General features: G+C 75.5%; 14 protein-coding genes and 1 tRNA gene. 12 read left to right on the top strand and 3 right to left on the bottom strand.

Features of this window, described 5'->3' with window-relative positions:
- Positions 1-13 precede the first annotated feature (13 nt).
- The 4 genes from EV189_RS01300 to EV189_RS01285 all read left to right on the top strand — a co-directional run bounded on the left by EV189_RS01300 (position 14) and on the right by EV189_RS01285 (position 4,242).
- Positions 14-445: a rhodanese-like domain-containing protein gene (locus EV189_RS01300; RefSeq protein ID WP_231115958.1), complete on the top strand. Its 432-nt coding sequence runs from the start codon at positions 14-16 to the stop codon at positions 443-445.
- Between the two features lie 63 nt (positions 446-508).
- A complete protein-coding gene (locus EV189_RS01295) occupies positions 509-3,280 on the top strand; it encodes an alpha/beta fold hydrolase (RefSeq protein WP_130491145.1) in 2,772 nt (923 codons plus the stop codon).
- Positions 3,277-4,098, top strand: coding sequence for an ABC transporter permease (locus tag EV189_RS01290; protein ID WP_130491144.1), 822 nt, complete (start codon positions 3,277-3,279; stop codon positions 4,096-4,098). The genes EV189_RS01295 and EV189_RS01290 overlap by 4 nt, the downstream gene beginning before the upstream one ends.
- 73 nt (positions 4,099-4,171) lie before the next feature.
- Positions 4,172-4,242 (top strand) — tRNA-Gly (locus EV189_RS01285).
- A gap of 32 nt (positions 4,243-4,274) precedes the next feature.
- On the opposite strand, the gene EV189_RS01280 is transcribed toward EV189_RS01285, so the two are convergent.
- Entirely contained in the window at positions 4,275-4,910 is a 636-nt protein-coding gene (locus EV189_RS01280) for a trimeric intracellular cation channel family protein (RefSeq protein ID WP_130491143.1), read from the bottom strand.
- 23 nt (positions 4,911-4,933) lie between these two features.
- The gene (locus EV189_RS01275; RefSeq protein WP_130491142.1) at positions 4,934-5,236 is read right to left on the bottom strand and encodes a hypothetical protein; all 303 of its coding nucleotides are present in this window, start codon (positions 5,234-5,236) and stop codon (positions 4,934-4,936) included.
- A gap of 166 nt (positions 5,237-5,402) precedes the next feature.
- Here EV189_RS01275 and EV189_RS01270 point away from each other — a divergent pair, with 166 nt between their 5' ends.
- From EV189_RS01270 to EV189_RS01250, 5 genes are all read left to right on the top strand, one after another.
- Positions 5,403-6,029: a TetR/AcrR family transcriptional regulator gene (locus tag EV189_RS01270; RefSeq protein ID WP_165400068.1), complete on the top strand. Its 627-nt coding sequence runs from the start codon at positions 5,403-5,405 to the stop codon at positions 6,027-6,029.
- A 103-nt stretch (positions 6,030-6,132) separates the two neighbouring features.
- Positions 6,133-8,316 (top strand): MMPL family transporter, encoded by a 2,184-nt coding sequence (locus EV189_RS01265; protein ID WP_130491140.1) that lies wholly within the window; start codon positions 6,133-6,135, stop codon positions 8,314-8,316.
- A gap of 68 nt (positions 8,317-8,384) precedes the next feature.
- A complete protein-coding gene (locus EV189_RS01260) occupies positions 8,385-8,642 on the top strand; it encodes a hypothetical protein (protein WP_130491139.1) in 258 nt (85 codons plus the stop codon).
- 161 nt (positions 8,643-8,803) lie between these two features.
- The gene (locus tag EV189_RS01255; RefSeq protein ID WP_130491138.1) at positions 8,804-10,759 is read left to right on the top strand and encodes an ATP-binding protein; all 1,956 of its coding nucleotides are present in this window, start codon (positions 8,804-8,806) and stop codon (positions 10,757-10,759) included.
- Positions 10,756-12,027, top strand: a complete 1,272-nt coding sequence (locus EV189_RS01250; protein WP_130491137.1) for a sensor histidine kinase — start codon at positions 10,756-10,758, stop codon at positions 12,025-12,027. The genes EV189_RS01255 and EV189_RS01250 overlap by 4 nt, the downstream gene beginning before the upstream one ends.
- A 130-nt stretch (positions 12,028-12,157) precedes the next feature.
- Here EV189_RS01250 and EV189_RS01245 read toward each other — a convergent pair whose 3' ends face one another.
- Positions 12,158-12,535, bottom strand: a complete 378-nt coding sequence (locus tag EV189_RS01245) for a response regulator transcription factor (RefSeq protein ID WP_130491136.1) — start codon at positions 12,533-12,535, stop codon at positions 12,158-12,160.
- Between the two features lie 147 nt (positions 12,536-12,682).
- On the opposite strand from EV189_RS01245, the gene EV189_RS01240 reads away from it, so the two are divergent.
- Genes EV189_RS01240 through EV189_RS19940 form a run of 3 tightly spaced genes read left to right on the top strand, consistent with a single transcriptional unit; the run spans position 12,683 to position 17,427 of the window.
- Positions 12,683-13,387 (top strand): response regulator transcription factor, encoded by a 705-nt coding sequence (locus tag EV189_RS01240; RefSeq protein ID WP_130491135.1) that lies wholly within the window; start codon positions 12,683-12,685, stop codon positions 13,385-13,387.
- Positions 13,388-13,410: 23 nt separating this feature from the next.
- Complete coding sequence (locus tag EV189_RS01235; RefSeq protein WP_130491134.1) at positions 13,411-14,073, top strand: glycerophosphodiester phosphodiesterase; 663 nt, start codon at positions 13,411-13,413, stop codon at positions 14,071-14,073.
- Positions 14,074-14,085: 12 nt separating this feature from the next.
- Positions 14,086-17,427: a SpoIIE family protein phosphatase gene (locus EV189_RS19940; protein ID WP_165400067.1), complete on the top strand. Its 3,342-nt coding sequence runs from the start codon at positions 14,086-14,088 to the stop codon at positions 17,425-17,427.
- The last annotated feature ends 54 nt before the right edge of the window (positions 17,428-17,481 follow it).

Genomic DNA, 17,481 nt, shown 5'->3' with positions numbered 1-17,481 from the left:
CAGACTGCGAGGCGTGCTGGAGACCGCTGCCGCCATCGAGCGCGTGGACTGCCGGGGCGTCGACGCGCTGCTGGCGGCGGCGCGTACGGGCCTGGAGCGGTTGACGCCGGAGCAGGCCCGCGCCGCCCAGCAGGCGGGTGCGCTGCTCGTCGACACCCGTACGGAGACGCAGCGCCGCGAGCAGGGCGAGCTGCCCGGCGCCGTCGTCATCGACCGCACGGTGCTGGAGTGGCGGCTCGACCCCTCGAGCGGGGTCTGCATCCCGGAGGCCGACTGGGACCTCCAGGTCGTCGTCGTCTGCCGACAGGGCTACAGCTCGTCCGTGGCCGCCGCGACCCTCCGGGCGATGGGCCTGCACCGGGCGACGGACCTCGCCGGCGGCGTCGAGGCCTGGGTACGCGCCGGCCTCCCGCTCCACGACGGACCCGCTGACGTGCGGCGCTGAGCGGTTGAGAGCGCGCTGAGCGCCCGCTTGCCGTGTCGGTGGCGGCCCGTAGCGTGTCGGGCCATGGGGCTGCTGCGCGGGCGACGACGGTGGCTCGCCGCTGCCCTGGTGCTGGTCGTCGTGGTCGCGGCCGTCCTCGTGCTCGTCGGGCACCGCGGCCCGGGCTACCGCACCCAGGACGCGACCGTCCGCGTGCTGACCGGCCCGGACGGGCGCACGCCGGTCGACCTCGACACTCGGCTCTACCTGCCGGACGGCGCTTCGGCCGCCTCCCCCGTCCCGGCGGTGCTGCTCGCGCACGGCTTCGGCGGCACGAAGCTCAGCGAGTCCGGCGACGCCCGGCACCTCGTGCGGCGGGGCTACGCCGTGCTGACCTGGACCGCCGAGGGCTTCGGCCGGTCCGGCGGCCAGATCCACCTCGACAGCATCGACTGGGAGGCGAAGGACGTCTCCCGGCTCATCGACCGGCTGGCGGCGCGCCCGGACATCGCGAAGCGCGGCGGCGACCCCGTCGTCGCGGTCGTCGGCGGGTCCTACGGCGGTGCCGTCTCCCTGCTCGCGGCCGGGACCGACCACCGGATCGACGCGATCGTCCCGTCGATCACGTGGAACGACCTCGGCCGCGCGCTCCTGCCGAACCACGCGGACGGCGCGGCGCCGGGCGTCTTCAAGTCGCAGTGGGCGGGGCTGCTGTTCGGCGCCGGGTCGGGCGACCTGACCTCGGGGCTGACCACGGGCTCGACCCCGACGCCCAGCCCGGTCCTCCCCAGCGGCACGCCGGCCGGGAGCCCGGGGTGCGGCCGCTTCGCCGCCGACGTCTGCGCGGCGTACCAGGAGCTCGCCGTCACTGGCCGGGCCACCGCGGCGACCGACGCGATCCTCGCGCGGAGCAGCCCGCGCACGGTCACCTCCCGCATCACCGCCCCGACGCTCGTCATCCAGGGCGAGGGCGACAGCCTCTTCCCGCTGGACGAGGGTGCGGCCAACGCGCGGGAGATCGCCGCGACCGGTACGCCGGTGCAGGTCTTCTGGTTCACGGGCGGCCACGACGCCGGCGACGGGACCCGCGACGACCAGGAGCGCGTGACCAGCCTCACCGACCGGTGGCTCGACCACTACCTGCGCGGCGAGGGTCCGACGCCGTCCACGGGCTTCACGTTCTCGAGGGTCAGCGGCATCGACGAGACCGCCGCGAGCGGCAACGCCTCCACCGCGTACGCCGTGGCCGGGGACCCGGGCACCGACGGCACCGGCCGGGTGGACGTCGCCCTGCCCACGAGGAGCGCGCAGATCGCCAGCCCGCCGCGCGGCACGCCGTCGGCGATCACCAGCCTCCCGCTCGCCGGCGGGCTCGGCGCGTTCACCGGCAGCTTCACGCTCGCGGTGCCCGGCCAGCACGCTGACGTCGAGTCCGCGCCGCTCGCCCGCTCGGTGACCGCGGTCGGCGCGCCGACCGTTCGCGTGCGCGTCGCCTCGCCGACGGGTGACGCGGTGCTCTACCTCGCGCTGTACGACGTGGACCCCTCGAAGGTCAACGGCCGGGCGGTCCTGCCGCAGGGCCTGGTCGCGCCCGTGCGCCTCACCGGCCTGCCGCGCTCGCTCGCCGACGCGCGGCCGGTGCAGGTGCGGCTGCCGGCCGTCGCGTACCGGTTCGCGGCGGGGCACCGCCTGCGGCTCACCATCGCCACCTCCGACCAGGCGCACCTCGGCCCGACCGACCCGCGCACCTACACGGTCGCGGTCGACGGGCCGGTCGCCCTGCCGACCGTGGACGCGCACGCGCTGCCGGCCGGAGGCCGGGGCTGGCGGATCGCCCTGCTCGTCCTCGTCGCTGCCCTCGCGCTGGCCGTCGCCCTCGCCGTGCTGCTCGCCCGGCGCCGGCAGCGGCTCGCGGCGCGCCCGGTCGACGAGGCCGCCAGCGACGTGCCGCTCGTGGTCCGCGGGCTGCGCAAGGAGTACGCCGACGGCTTCGTCGCGGCCGCGCGCGTCGACTTCGCGGTCCCCCGCGAGCGGGTGGTGGGGCTGCTCGGGCCCAACGGCGCCGGCAAGACGACCACGCTGCGCATGCTCATGGGGCTGACCCGGCCGACGCGCGGCGAGGTGCTGGTCTTCGGCCAGCGGCTGGTGCCGGGCGCGCCGGTCCTCGAGCGGGTGGGTGCGCTGGTCGAGGGCCCGGGCTTCCTGCCGCACCTGTCGGGACGGCGCAACCTCGAGCTCTACTGGCGCTCCACCGGCCGTCCCGCCGCGGAGGCCCGGATGGAGGAGGCGCTGGCCATCGCCGGCCTCGGCGCCGCGGTCGAGCGGCGGACGGGCAAGTACTCCCACGGCATGCGCCAGCGCCTCGCGATCGCGCAGGCCATGCTCGGGCTGCCCGAGCTGCTCGTCCTCGACGAGCCGACGGACGGGCTCGACCCGCCGCAGATCGCGGCCATGCGCCAGGTGCTGCGCGACTACGCGCGGGAGGGCCGCGCCGTCCTCGTGTCGAGCCACCTGCTGGCGGAGGTGGAGCAGATGTGCACCGACGTCGTCGTGATGAACCGCGGCGAGGTCGTGGCCTCCGGGACGGTCGAGGAGCTCGTCGGCGACTCGCCGACCGTCCTGCTCGACGTCGACGACGGCGCGCGGGCCGGGCAGGTGCTCGACGGGCTGGGGCTGGTCTGGAGCGACGAGGAGGACGAGCTGGTGGTCGAGACGGCGGGCCGCCCTGTGGCGCTGGTCGTGGCGGCGCTGGTCGAGGCCGGCGTCGGCGTGCGCCGCGTGCAGCCGCGCCGCCGGCTCGAGGACGCGTTCCTCGCGCTCGTCGGCGGCGACACCCGGGGGAGCGGGGACCGGTGAGGTCGCTCACGCTGCGCACCGAGTTCGTCCGGCAGGCCGGGCGGCGGCGCACCCAGCTCACCCTCGGCCTGCTCGGGCTGCTGCCGGTCCTGCTCATGGCCGCGCTCGAGCTCGGCGGCCGACCGAGCGACAGCGCGGCGGACCAGTTCGCCCAGCTCGCCCGGCTCGCGACGTCGTCCGGGACGGACTTCGCCTTCTTCGCCCTGTTCGTCGCCTCGGGGTTCCTGCTCGTCGTGGCGGTGGCGCTGTTCTGCGGCGACACGGTGGCGAGCGAGGCGAGCTGGGGCTCGCTGCGCTACCTGCTCGCCGCGCCCGTCCCGCGCGCCCGCCTGCTCGGCGTCAAGCTCGTCGCCGCGCTCGTCTGGTCGGTCGCGACCGCCGCCCTGCTGCTCACCGTCGCGCTCGTCGTCGGCACCGCCCGCTACGGCTGGCACCCGCTCTCGCTGCCCGCGGGCGGTCAGCTGCCCGCCGGCGTGGGGCTGGTCCGGCTGCTCGGCGTCGTCGCGTACGTCCTGGTGAGCCTGCTCAGCATCGGCGCGCTCGCCTTCCTGCTCTCGGTCTGCACCGACGCCCCGCTCGGCGCGGTCGGCGGCGCCGTGCTCATCACGATCCTGTCGAACATCCTCGACCAGATCAGCGCGCTCGGGGACCTGCGCGCGGGCCTGCCGACGCACTACTCGGTCGCGTTCCTCGGGCTGCTGTCGGAGACCGCGCAGACCGGCAGCATGGTGCGCGGGGCGTTCGTCAGCATCGCGTACGCCGCGGTCCTCCTCGCCCTCGCCTGGTGGCGCTTCCTCCGCAAGGACGTCACGAGCTGAGCCCGCTCGTGCTCCGGTCGGCTCACGCGATGGGCTAGCATGGCCGCGGTCCGCCGGCCTGCGCCGGCGGCCGGCGGGTGTAGTTCAATGGCAGAACATCAGCTTCCCAAGCTGACAGTGCGGGTTCGATTCCCGTCACCCGCTCCCAGCGCCGCTCCCGTCCTGCGGACGCCCCGTCACTTCGCGCGCGGGTCCTTCGCGTGCGGCAGGCTCCACCTCTGCCACCGGGCCAGCAGCGTCAGCCCCGCCCCGAGCAGCGTCGCGACGACGAGGCCCAGCGACGGGTGGCCGCCGTAGAAGAACCACGTCATCACCGCCGCGGTGAGCACGGCCGGCGTCGCGTACAGCGTGTTGTCGCCGAAGATCGTCGGGACGCGGCGCAGCACGACGTCGCGCAGCGCCCCACCCCCGACCGCGGTGATCGTGCCGAGGAGCACCGCGGGGAGCCAGCCGAGACCGGCGCCCAGTGTCTTCGAGGCGCCGGTCGCGGCCCAGCAGCCGAGGGCGAGTGCGTCGAGCACGGGGAAGCCGATGTCCCAGAGCCGACCCCGCACGCGCACGACGTACGCGACCGCCGCGCCGCACAGCGCCGTGAGGACGTAGGCGTAGTCCGTCAGCGCGACCGGCGTGCCGTGCTGCAGGAGGGTGTCGCGGATGATCCCGCCGCCGAGCCCGGACAGGCTGGCGAGCGCGGCGAACCCGATGGGGTCGAACCGCTCCTCGCGCGCCATGACGCCGCCGAGCACGGCGTTCGCGAGCACGCCGGTGAGGTCGATCCCGCGGAACAGCTCGGTGAGCGCGGTGCCCGACACGGCGGCAGGGGGTCAGCGCAGCGTCAGGCGGCGCGGCGGTCCGCGACCGCGTACGACGCTCCGGCGGTGATGCCGGCGACGACCAGCACCGAGGGCCAGGCGCCGATGCGCTTCGCGAGCGGGTGCGAGAGGCCGAACGCCCCGACGTAGGTCGCCACCAGCGCGCCGGTCGCCACCGGGCCGACCGTGCGCGCCCACTCCCGCCCGGCGAGCACCCCGCCCGCGGCCAGCACGACGCCGCCGAGCGGCCGTACGCCGGTCTGCCGCGCCGCCTGCCAGCCGCCGACGAGGGAGCCTGCCGTGATCGCAGCGGTGGGGATGCGCATGCGGTCCACCGTAGCCAGCCCCGCTCCCGACGTCGTGGGGCTGGTTCGCGTGATAACCCCCAATGAGCCCCACAACGTCGGGGTCCTCTCAGTGCGCCATCAGCCGGTGCTCAGCGGGCGCTCAGGAAAGTTGCAGGCTCTGCAAGATCTCTGCGACGCTCCTCGGGTGCTCCCACCTGCTGCCACCGGCCTCCTGGGCCTGCGCGAGCAGAAGAAGGCGGCCACGCGGGCGGCGATCACCGCGGCTGCCCAGCGCCTCGTCCGCGAGCGCGGCGCCGTCCTCCTCACCGTCGAGGAGGTCGCCGAGGCTGCGGGGGTGTCGGCGCGGACCTTCCACAACTACTTCGCGAGCAAGGAGCAGGCGGTCCTCGCGCCGCTGCCCGAGCGGGCCGAGCGCTTCGTCGAGGCCCTCCGCGCGCGGCCCGCGGGCGAGCCCCTCCGGGCGGCGCTGCTCGGGGCCTTCGGCGAGGCCGTGCTCCAGCCCGGCACCCCGGACCCGGACCCCGAGTGGGTGGAGGCGGTGCTGCTCGCCGCCGAGGTCCCGGGGCTCGTCAGCGAGCAGCTGGCGTCGTTCGTCGCCGTCCAGGACCGCGTGGTGGCCGAGCTCGCCCGCCGCACCGGCGCGCAGCCCACGGACCTCGCGCCCGCGCTGCTCGCGGCGGCGTTCATGGCCGCGCTGCCGACCGCTGTCCTGCACTGGCACGCGGCACGCCGCTCAGAACCGCTCCTCTCCGTCGTCACCGAGGCGTGCGACCTGCTGGCGCAGGGACTGCTCGACCGCGACACCCGCTAGACCGCCAGACCCGCTCGACCGCCAGACCCGCTCGTCCCGCTGCAGCGCCGCAGCACCCGCTCCCGCCGCCCGGCGCGGAGCTCCCGCTGCACGTGGAGGTCCCGTGGCTCCCCTCGCCCGCTGGTGCTACCGGCACCGCTTCGTCGTCGCGTCGGCGTGGGTGCTCGCGCTCGTCGTGCTCGGCGTGCTGAGCAAGACGGTCGGCACCGCGTACAACGACAGCTTCAGCCTGCCCGGCACCGAGTCGACCAAGGCGCTGGACCTGCTGCAGGCCAGCCTCCCCGCGCAGGCCGGCGAGTCCGACACGATCGTCCTCCACGTCGCGTCCGGGAAGGTGACGGATCCAGGGGTGCGCGAGCGGGCCACCGCCATGCTCGACCGCGTCGCCACGAGCGACGGCGTCGCGTCCGTCACCAGCCCGTACTCGGAGCAGGGCGCGGCGCAGGTGAGCCGGGACGGGCGCACCGCGTATGCGACGGTGGACTTCGCCCAGCAGGTGCCGGACCTGCCGCTGGACGATGTGCGCCAGGTCGTCGACATCGCGCAGTCGGTTCGCGGCAGCGGCCTCCAGGTCGAGCTCGGCGGCAACGCGGTGCAGCAGCTCAACCAGCAGCCGACCTCGAGCACGGAGGCCATCGGCGTGCTCGCCGCCGCGGTCGTGCTGTTCGTGGCCTTCGGCTCGCTGTTCGCGATGTTCCTGCCGCTGCTCACCGCAGTCGTCGCCCTCGGCGTCGGCCTCATGGTCGTCGGGCTCGCGTCGCACGTGGTCACCATCGGCACGATCGCGCCCACGCTCGCCGCGCTCATCGGGCTCGGCGTCGGCATCGACTACGCGCTGTTCATCGTGACCCGGCACCGCAACGGGCTCAAGGAGGGCATCCCCGTCGAGGAGTCGGTGGTCCGGGCGCTCGACACCTCGGGGCGCGCGGTGCTCTTCGCCGGCGCCACCGTCTGCATCGCCCTGCTCGGCCTGCTCGTGCTGGGCGTCAGCTTCCTCAACGGCATGGGCATCGGGGCCGCGGTCGCGGTGCTCTTCACCGTCCTGGCCTCCGTCACCCTGCTGCCGGCGCTGCTCGGCTTCCTCGGGACGCGCGTGCTGTCGCGCCGCGAGCGGCGGCGCCTCGCGGCGGAGGGTCCGCACCCGGAGGGCTCGACGGGTGCCTGGCGCCGCTGGGCCGACCGCGTGCAGCGCCGGCCCGCGCCGCTCGCCCTGCTCGCCGTCCTCGTCATGGCCGTGCTGATCGTGCCGTTCGCCTCGCTGCGCCTCGGCAGCTCCGACGCCGGGAACGACCCCTCGGGGACGACGACGCGCAAGGCGTACGACCTGCTGGCCGAGGGCTTCGGCCCGGGCTCCAACGGCCCGCTCCAGCTCGTCGCGCAGGTGCGGACCGACCAGGACCGCCAGGCGGTCGCCTCCCTCGCGAAGCAGCTGACCACCGAGAAGGGCGTCGCGGCCGCGGCGCTGCTGCCCTCGAAGCCCGGTGCCACGACCGAGATCATCTCGGTGGTGCCGACGTCCGCGCCACAGGCCGAGGCGACGAGCCAGCTCATCTCGCGGCTGCGCCACCATGTCATCCCGGCAGCGGTCGAGGGGACGAGCGCCAAGGTCTACGTCGGCGGCGTGACCGCGATCTTCGACGACTTCGCCGGTGTGCTCACCGGCAAGCTGCCGCTGTTCGTCGGTGTCATCGTCGGGCTCGGCTTCCTGCTGCTGCTCGTGGCCTTCCGCAGCCTGCTCGTGCCAGCGACCGCAGCGGTCATGAACCTGCTGGGAGCAGCGGCATCCTTCGGTGTCGTCGTGGCGTTCTTCCAGTGGGGCTGGGGCTCCGACGCCCTCGGTCTCGGAGGCTCCGGTCCGGTCGAGGCGTTCCTGCCGGTCATCATGCTGTCGCTGCTGTTCGGGCTCTCGATGGACTACCAGGTGTTCCTCGTCAGCCGCATGCACGAGGAGTGGGTGCACACGCGGGACAACGCCCGCGCCGTCACCATGGGCCAGGCGACCACCGGCCGTGTCATCACCGCAGCCGCGACGATCATGATCTGCGTGTTCGTGTCGTTCGTGTTCGGCGGGCAGCGCGTCATCGCCGAGTTCGGCGTCGGCCTCGCCTCCGCCGTGCTCATCGACGCGTTCGTCATCCGCACCGTGCTCGTCCCGGCGGTCATGCACCTGTTCGGCACGTCCAACTGGTACCTCCCCGCGTGGCTGGACCGCCGCCTGCCGCACCTGTCGGTCGAGCCGGCCGACGAGCCGTACGTGCCGGAGGAGCGGGAGCGCGTCCTGGCCTGACGCACTTCTCAGCCGACGTCCAGGAAGCACCCAGTCCGCTCCCAGGCACCGTCGCTACGGTCCCGCGCATGACGCGCACCTCGACGCCCGCCCGGGCCGACCGGGCGACTCCCAGCGCCCCGCCCGCGCCGACCTGCCGCCGGGGCGGCACCCGCTACAGCCGCTCGGGCGCGGTCATCGCCGCACGCCAGGCGGAGCTCGCCCACCCGCGCAGCAGGGCCCACCGCGCCTACCCGTGCTCGGTCTGCCTCCAGCCCGGGGGCAGCGCCGCCTGGCACGTGGAGCCGGTCTCCTGGTGGCGCCGCCTGCTCGTCGGCACCGGCTGACGCTGCCGACCGGTGCCGGCGGGGCGCCCGGCTGGTGTGCCGTACGCCCGGAAGGAGCATGCTCGTCCCGTTCAGGGGCTCAGGCGCGCGCTCCCGCTGCCGAAGGGCAAGGGGGGCGGTCGGCGCCCCTCGAGCGCTCCGAGCCGGACGGGGGTCCCTGCGTGCGCGACGCACCGCTGGACGACGTCGTCCGCCTGGCCGCGGCGCTGACGGGCGCCTCCGGCCTCGAGCTCCCGGGCCGGGGCGAGCTGCCGGTGCACGGCACCCTCCCCGCCGAGGGCGTCGAGCGCGTCTCCGTGCCCGTCTCCTCGCCGGAGGGGACGGGCCGGCTCTGGGCCGCCGCCCCCGCCGACGCGCTGGACCGCGCGCAGGTCGCCCTGCAGCTCGAGGTCCTCGCCCGCCACACCGAGGTGCTGCTCGAGGCGTCCCGCCGCGAGCGGGCCGCCGACGTCCTCGCCGAGGTGGCCGCGCTCGCCAACGACGTCCGCGGCATGTCCGACACGCTGCACGACGCGCTCGAGCTGCTCTGCGCGTTCGTGGGGGCGCCGCTCGCCACCGCGTACCTGCGCGAGGACAAGGCGCTGCGCGTCGTCGCGGGCGTCCACGCCGACCAGCCCGGGCTCGCCGCCTTCGCCCGCCGCACGAGCGAGCTCGTCTTCACCCCCGGCGACGGCCTCCCCGGCACCGTGCTCGCCAGCGGGCGCGCCGCGTGGGTCGACGACCTGGCCCGCGGCTTCGTGCCGCGCGCGGGCGCGGCTGTGGACGCGGGGCTGCGGGCCGGCTTCGCCTTCCCCGTCGTCGCCGGTGACACCGTCGTCGGCGTCATCGAGTTCCTCGACGCGGGCGTGCGCACCGTCGACGAGCCGCTGCTCCGCCTGCTCACGCAGGTCGGCGTCGTCCTCGGGCGCGCGGTCGAGCGCCAGCGCGGGACGGAGGAGCTGGCCCACCGCGAGGAGCGGCTGCGCCGCCTGCTCGACTCCGCGGGCGACGCCTTCCTCTCCAGCGACATGCAGGGCCGCGTCACGGAGTGGAACCGGCGTGCGGAGGACCTGCTCGGCTGGACCCGCGCCGAGATGATCGGCCGCGACTTCGCCGGGGTGCTCGTGCCCGAGGAGGCGCGCGAGGGCCACCAGCGCGGGTTCGCCCGCTTCCGCGACACGGGCGTCGGCACGATGCTCGACCGGCCGGTCGAGGTCCCCGTGCGGCACCGCGACGGCCACGAGCTCGACGTCGAGCTCGTCCTCTGGAGCACGGGCGAGGGCGACGCCCGCGAGGTCAGCGCCTTCATCCGCGACGTCGGCCACCGTCACGAGGTCGAGCGGCTGCTCCGCGCGGACCTGCGCCGCCAGGAGGAGCTGGTCGAGCAGCTGCGCCAGCTCGACCAGGCCAAGAGCGACGTCGTGACGACCGTCTCCCACGAGTTCCGCACGCCGCTGACGAGCATGCTCGGCTACCTCGAGCTGCTCGTGGACGACCGCGAGAGCCTCGACGAGCTGCACCAGCAGGCCCTCGCCGCGGTCCACCGCAACACGTACCGGCTCAAGCGCCTCATCGACAACCTCGTCGTGCTGAGCCGCTTCGAGGAGGGCACGGGGAGCAGCCTGCTCGTGCCCGTCGACCTGTCCGGCCTGACCGGCACCGTCGCCGAGGAGCACACGGTGTCCGCCCGCGCGAAGGGCGTCGCCGTGCGCTTGCGCCTGCAGCCCGTGCCCCGCGTCCCCGGCGACCGGGCCCTTCTCGAGCGCGTCGTCGACAACCTGCTGAGCAACGCCGTGAAGTTCACCGGCGAGGGCGGGTCGGTCGACGTGACCGTCCGGATGGAGGGCAGCGACGTCTGCCTCTCCGTCAGCGACACGGGCGTCGGCATCCCCGCCGAGGAGCAGGAGTCGGTGTTCTCCCGCTTCGTCCGCGGGCGGTACGCCGAGGCGCAGGCCGTCCAGGGCAGCGGCATCGGGCTCTCCGTCGCCCGCGAGGTCGTCGAGGCGCACGGCGGCGCGATCTCCCTGCGCTCGGCCCTCGGCAGCGGGACGCACGTGGAGGTGCGCCTGCCGGTCCCCGCGCGCTCGAGCGGCGGGACCGGTGGCGCGGACGGGGGCGACGAGGAGGTCGGACCGTGACCGAGGCCGGCGCAGCGAGCCCCAGCACGAGCACGAGGGACGACCTCGAGCTCCGGCGCCTGGAGGCGCTGCACGAGTACGAGCTGCTCGACCAGCCCGCCGATGACGAGCTCGAGGCGGCCGTCCGCGTCGCGGCGAGCGTCGCCGGCGTCCCCACCGCGACGATCAACCTCATCGACGAGAACCGCCAGTGCCAGCTGACGACGGTCGGCTTCGCCGGCACGGACTCGCCGCGCTCGGACTCCATGTGCGCGCTGAAGTTCCTCGAGGGCCGGACCGTGCACGTGTTTGACGCCTCGCAGCACCCGGACTACCGCGACAACCCGTGGGTCACCGGGCTCCTCGCCGACGTGCGGTTCTACGCCTCCGTGCCCCTCGTGACCCCGCAGGGCCACGTCCTCGGGACGCTGTGCGTGTTCGACTCCGCGGTGAAGGCGCTGAGTGCGGACCAGCTGCTGCGCCTGGAGGACTGCGCCGCCCTCGTGCTGGCGCTCTTCGAGCGGCGCCGCCAGGCCCGCCGGACCTACGAGCTGGCGGAGGAGCTGCAGGCGCGGCGCGCCGAGCTCGAGCGCAGCAACCGCGAGCTCGCGGAGTTCGCCGCGGTCGCGAGCCACGACCTCGGCAGTCCGCTCACCACGGTCTCGGGCTACCTCGAGCTGCTCGAGGACCTGCGCGGCGGCGAGCTCGACGAGGACGCCCTGTCGTGGGTGCAGACCGCCCGGCGCGGGGTCTCGCGGATGCAGGGGCTCATCGCCGCCCTGCTGTCGTACGCCTCGGCCGGCTCCGGCAGCGGCGCCGGGCGGCGCGGCCAGGTCGACTGCGGCGCGGTCCTCGCCGACGTGCTCGGCGACCTCGAGCTGGCCGTGAGCGAGGCGGGGGCCGAGGTCGTCGCCGGGGAGCTCCCCACCGCGTACGCCGATGCCACGCTGCTGCGCCAGCTGCTCCAGAACCTCGTCGCCAACGCGCTGCGCTACCGGCGGCCGGAGGGCGCGTGCCGCATCGCGGTCACCGCCGAGCGCACGCCGGCCGGGTGGACCTTCCGCGTCGCCGACAACGGCCGGGGCATCCCCGCGGACGACCGCCAGCGCGTCTTCGGCATGTTCGCCACGGCCGCGGGCTCGGGACGGCCGGGCGGCCGGACGCCGGGCGGGTTCGGCATCGGGCTCGCGACCTGCCAGCGCATCGTGGAGCGCCACGGCGGCACGATCTGGGCCGAGGAGACGCCGGGCGGCGGGGCCACCCTCGCCTTCACGCTGCCGCAGCGCTGAGCGGGCTCGCGAGCCGCGGACGACCGCCTGGAGCCTCCCGCAGCAGCGAACGGGGGCACCCGGTGGGGCTGGGAAGCCCACGGGGTGCCCCCGTTCGCTCGAGGGTCGTGCTGCTGCGCTCTGGAGCGGCCTACCAGCTGTCCTCGGCCGCGCCGCCGGAGCGCTCGACCGCGTTGATGAGCGCCGAGGCGACGAACGGCTTCGTGAGGTACGTCGCGCCGACCTCGCGGCCGCGGGCCACGTCGGCCTCCTGCACGCGGGCGCTGAGGAACACGCAGCGCACGTCCTCGCCGCCGAGCTCGCGCAGGGCCTGGAGCAGCTCGAAGCCGTCCATCCCGGGCATGCTGACGTCGAGCACGGCCACCTCGGGCATGCCGCGCTCCTCGACGAGGGCGAGCGCCTCGTTGCCGTCGCCGACCGCGACGACGCGGTGCCCGGCGGCCTTGAGCCGCATCGAGACCAGCCCGCGGATGTCGTCGTCGTCGTCGACCACCAGGACGCGCGCCATGGTGTCCCCTCCCTGCTCCTGCGCAGCCCTCGCTGCGCCCCCCTGATCGGCCCGCGCGGGGGTGGACATGAGCAGGACCCCCGGCACGCGCTGCTCCGTGCGGGTGACGGCGCGTCACCAGTGGTCGGTGTCCGTATCCTTCACCCCATGCGGGTGCTGGTGGTCGAGGACGACACGGACGTGAGCGCGCTGCTGCGCTCGGCCCTCACGCGGCAGGGCTGGGCCGTGGACGTGGCGGGGACCGGGGACGAGGGCCTCTGGATGGCGCGGGAGCACGCGTACGACGCCGTGGTCCTCGACGGCCAGCTGCCCGACCGGGACGGGTTCTCGGTCTGCCGCCAGCTGCGCGACGAGGGCCGCTGGATGCCCGTGCTCATGCTCACCGGCCGCCAGTCCGTCGACGACCGCGTCGCGGGCCTCGACGCCGGCGCGGACGACTACCTGACCAAGCCCTTCGCCCTGCCCGAGCTGCAGGCGCGGCTCCGCGCGGTGACGCGGCGCGAGGCGAAGGAGCGCCCGACGGTGCTCACCGTCGGCGACCTCGTCCTCGACCCCGGCAGCCGGGAGGTGCGCCGCGGTGACGCCGGCATCGAGCTGACGGCCAAGGAGTTCGCGCTGCTGCGGGAGTTCATGGCCAACGCGGGCCAGGTGCTGAGCCGCCAGGAGCTCATCGAGCGGGTGTGGGACTTCGCCTACGACGGCGACTCCAACGTCGTCGACGTCTACGTCCGCTACCTGCGGGAGAAGGTCGACCGGCCCTTCGGGCGCCAGGACCTGCAGACGGTGCGCGGCGCGGGCTACCGCCTCGTGCCCTCGGAGCCCGCGGCGGGCGGCGGGACCGGCGCGCCCTGAGCGGCACCCGCCGGCCGCTCGCCGTGGCGCACCGGGGCGGCAACTCGCTCGCGGCGGTGCGCGCGGCGGTCGCCGCCGGCGCGGACGTGCTCGAGCTCGACGTGCAGCCCGGGCCCCGCGGCCGGGTGGAGGTGCGCCACGCCTCCCGGATCGGGCCGCTCCCGCTGCTCTGGGACGAGGGCCGCGTACGCCGCGGCTGGGGCGCGCAGCTCGTGCTCGAGCAGGTGCTCGAGGCGGTCGACGCCCTGCCCGGGGAGCACCGGGTGATGGTCGACCTCAAGGGCGAGGACGTGCGGCTCGCGCGCGCGGTCGCCCCGCTGCTGGCGGCAGCGCGCCGCGAGGTGCTCGTCTGCGGCCGGCACTGGCCCTCGCTCGCCGAGCTCGCCGGCCCGCCCGGCGTGCGGGTGCTGCTCTCCGCGGGCGATGCGCGCGAGGTGGCCGCGCTGCGCACGGCGGTCGCCGGTGGCGGGCGGATCGGCGACGGGACGGCGTACGGCGCCTCGCTCGCGTCCGCGCACGTCACCGCGGACCTGGTCCGGGAGCTCGGCGAGCTGCTGGAGCTCCAGGTCGCCTGGACCGTGAACGACCTCGAGGAGTGCGACCGCGTCCTCGCGGCGGGCGTCACCGGCGTCACCACCGACTCGGCAGCCGTGCTGCGGCGAGTCGTGGCCCTGCACGAACCCTGACAGGATGACCGCGTGACCGACCTGCCCTTCCTCCGCAGCAGCGGAGCGGTTGGCCGCCACCTCGGCGAGGTCGACTGGGAGGCGACGCCGCTCGGTCCTCCGGAGAAGTGGCCCCGCGAGCTCGTCTCGGTCGTGCGCACGGTGCTGCACTCCCGCTTCTCGATGTGGATGGCGTGGGGCCCGGAGCTCACGTTCTTCTGCAACGACGCCTACCGCCGCGACACCCTCGGGCAGAAGTACCCGTGGGCGCTCGGCCGCCCGGCGCGCGAGGTGTGGTCGGAGATCTGGCCCGACATCGGGCCGCGCATCGAGCACGTCCTCCAGACCGGCGACGCGACGTGGGACGAGGCGCTGCTGCTCTTCCTCCAGCGCAGCGGGTTCCGCGAGGAGAGCTACCACACGTTCTCCTACAGCCCGCTGTGGGACGACGAGGACCGCGTCGCCGGCATGCTCTGCGTGGTCACCGAGGACACCGACCGCGTCATCGGCGAGCGGCACCTGCGCACGCTGAGCGACCTCGGTGCCGCGCTGACCGGGGTCCGCACGCAGGACGAGGTGGCGGCCGCCGCGGCCGCGAGCCTCGAGCGCGACCAGCGCTCGCTCCCCTTCAGCCTGCTGTGGCTGCTCGAGGACGGCGTGCCGCGGCTCGCCGGCAGCAGCGGCGTGCCGGCCGGCTCCCCGCTGCTCGCCTCGCACGAGCTCTGGCCGCTCGACGCGGTGCGCGGCGGCCGGGCGGTCACCGTCGAGGGGCTGGACGACCTCGTGCCCGACCTGCCCTCCGGCGCCTGGGACGAGCCGTCGCGCGCCGCTCGCTGCGTCCCCTTCCGCGAGGCCGACGGCACGGCGGTCGGCTTCCTCGTCGCCGGCCTCAACCCCGTGCGCCCCGTCGAGGAGCGCTACACGGCCTTCGTCGACCTCGTGGCCGGCCAGGTGGCTGCCGGGCTGTCGCGCGCCGCGGCGTACGAGGCGGAGCGGCACCGCGCCGAGCGGCTCGCCGAGATCGACCGGGCCAAGACCGCGTTCTTCACCAACGTCAGCCACGAGTTCCGGACGCCGCTCACGCTGCTGCTCGGGCCGGCGCAGGACGCGCTGCGCGACAGGGACCACGCGCTCAACGCCGAGCAGCGCTCGCGGATGGAGCTCATCTCGCGCAACGGGCTGCGCCTGCTCACGCTGGTCAACGACCTGCTCGACTTCTCCCGGCTCGAGTCGGGGCGGCTGTCTGCGCGCTTCGAGCCGGTCGACCTCGCGGCCGAGACGCGCGAGCTCGCCGAGGCGTTCGCCGACGCCGTGGCGCGCGCCGGGCTGGAGCTGGTCGTCGACTGCACCCCCGCGGACCAGCCGGTGTGGCTCGACCGCGAGCTGTGGGCCAAGGTCGTGCTCAACCTGCTCTCCAACGCGCTCAAGTTCACCGCCGAGGGCAGCATCACCGTCACCGTCCGGCCCGCCGGGGACGCCGTGGAGCTCGTCGTCAGCGACACGGGCATCGGCATCGCCCGTGCCGACCAGCAGCGGGTGTTCGAGCGCTTCGCCCGCGTCGAGGGGGTCGCCGCGCGCACCCACGAGGGCTCCGGCATCGGCCTCGCGCTCGTCGGCGAGCTCGTGGCCCTGCACGGTGGCAGCGTCGGGCTCGACAGCGAGCCGGGCAGGGGCAGCGCGTTCACGGTCCGGCTCCCGTACGGCAGCGCGCACCTCCCGGCGGCGCTGGTCGCCGAGCAGCCCTCCGCGGCGCGCGCCGCGGCGGAGCGGGCCACTGCGTACGTCGCCGAGGCGGGGCGCTGGCAGAGCCGGCGCTCGGGAGCCGACGCCGCGGGCCGCCCGGGCTCCCGGGTGCTCGTCGTCGAGGACAACGCCGACATGCGCGACTACGTCGTCGGGCTGCTCCAGCACGACTACGCCGTGGAGTGGGCCGCGGACGGCGAGGCCGGCCTCGCTCTGGCGCTGGAGTCGCCGCCGGACCTCGTGCTGAGCGACGTCATGATGCCGCGGCTCGACGGCTTCGGGCTGCTCGCCGCCCTGCGCGCCGACGAGCGCACCGCCGACGTCCCGGTCGTGCTGCTCTCCGCGCGGGCGGGCGAGGAGGCCACGGTCGAGGGGCTCGACGCGGGCGCCGACGACTACCTCGTCAAGCCGTTCGCCGCGCCCGAGCTGCTCGCCCGCGTGCGCGCCAACCTCGAGCTCGACTCGGTGCGCCGGGCCGCTGCCGAGCAGGCGCGGGCCGCTGCCGCCGCCGCCCAGGAGGCCGCGGCCCGCGAGCACCGCATCGCCGACGAGCTGCAGGCCAGCCTGCTGCCCGCCCGCTCCTTCGAGCCCGACCACCTCGAGGTCGCGACCTACTACCGCGCGGGCGTCGAGGGCACGCAGGTCGGCGGCGACTGGTACGACGTCATCGAGCTCGGCGCCGGCCGCACGGCGCTCGTCCTCGGCGACGTCATGGGCCGCGGGGTGCGCGCCGCCGCCGTCATGGGGCAGCTGCGGACCGCCATCCGGGCCTACGCGCGCCTGGACCTGCCGCCGGCGGACCTGCTCGAGCTGCTCGACGGCGTCGTCCGCGACCTCGGCGAGGACCAGATCGTCACCTGCGTCTACGCGGTCTACGACCCGGGCGAGCAGTCGCTGGTCTACGCCAACGCCGGGCACCTGCCGCCGCTCCTCGTGCTGCCCGGCGGGGAGGTCCAGCAGCTGCCCGGGGTCAACGGGCCGCCGCTCGGAGCGGGTCGCCCCGGGATGAGGGAGCAGCGGCTCGCGGTCCCGGCCGACGCCCGGCTGCTGCTCTACACCGACGGGCTGGTCGAGCACCGCGACAGCGACCTCGACGACGGGATCTCCCGGCTGACCGCGGTGCTCGCCGAGGCCGTACGCGGTCGTGGGACCGTCGACGGCCTCCCCGAGCTCGTGGTGCACGCGATGCTCCCCGACGGCCCGGACGACGACGTGGCGCTGCTGCTCGCGCGGGTCAGCGCCGCCGCGGACGCCACCCCCGTCGCCGCCCTGCACGTCGAGCCCGCCGACACCGCGGTGTCCACGGCCCGCTCGTTCGCCGCGCGCCAGCTCTCCGGCTGGGGGGTCGGCGCCGGCACCACTGCCGACGTCGTCCTGCTCACCAGCGAGCTCGTCACCAACGCCATCGTCCACGGGCAGCCGCCGGTCCAGCTGCGCCTGCGCCGCACGCCGTCGCACGTCGTGCTCGAGGTGCGGGACTCCGCCGCGTACTACCCCCGCCTGCTGCGCCCGACGACGGAGGACGAGCACGGTCGCGGCATGCAGCTGGTGTCGCTGCTCGCCTCGCACTGGGGGACGCGGCCGACGCCGGGGGGCAAGGCCGTGTGGTGCCTGGTGCCGCTGGGCGGCTGAGCGGCGTACGTCCGCTGGGCCGGTGCTCCCGACCGCCCGTCCCTCCCCGGTGTG

It is taken from the genome of Motilibacter rhizosphaerae (assembly GCF_004216915.1).
Lineage (GTDB): Bacteria > Actinomycetota > Actinomycetes > Motilibacterales > Motilibacteraceae > Motilibacter > Motilibacter rhizosphaerae.
Note: the sequence above shows the minus strand (reverse complement) of the source record. Positions and strands in the feature narration are given on the sequence as shown.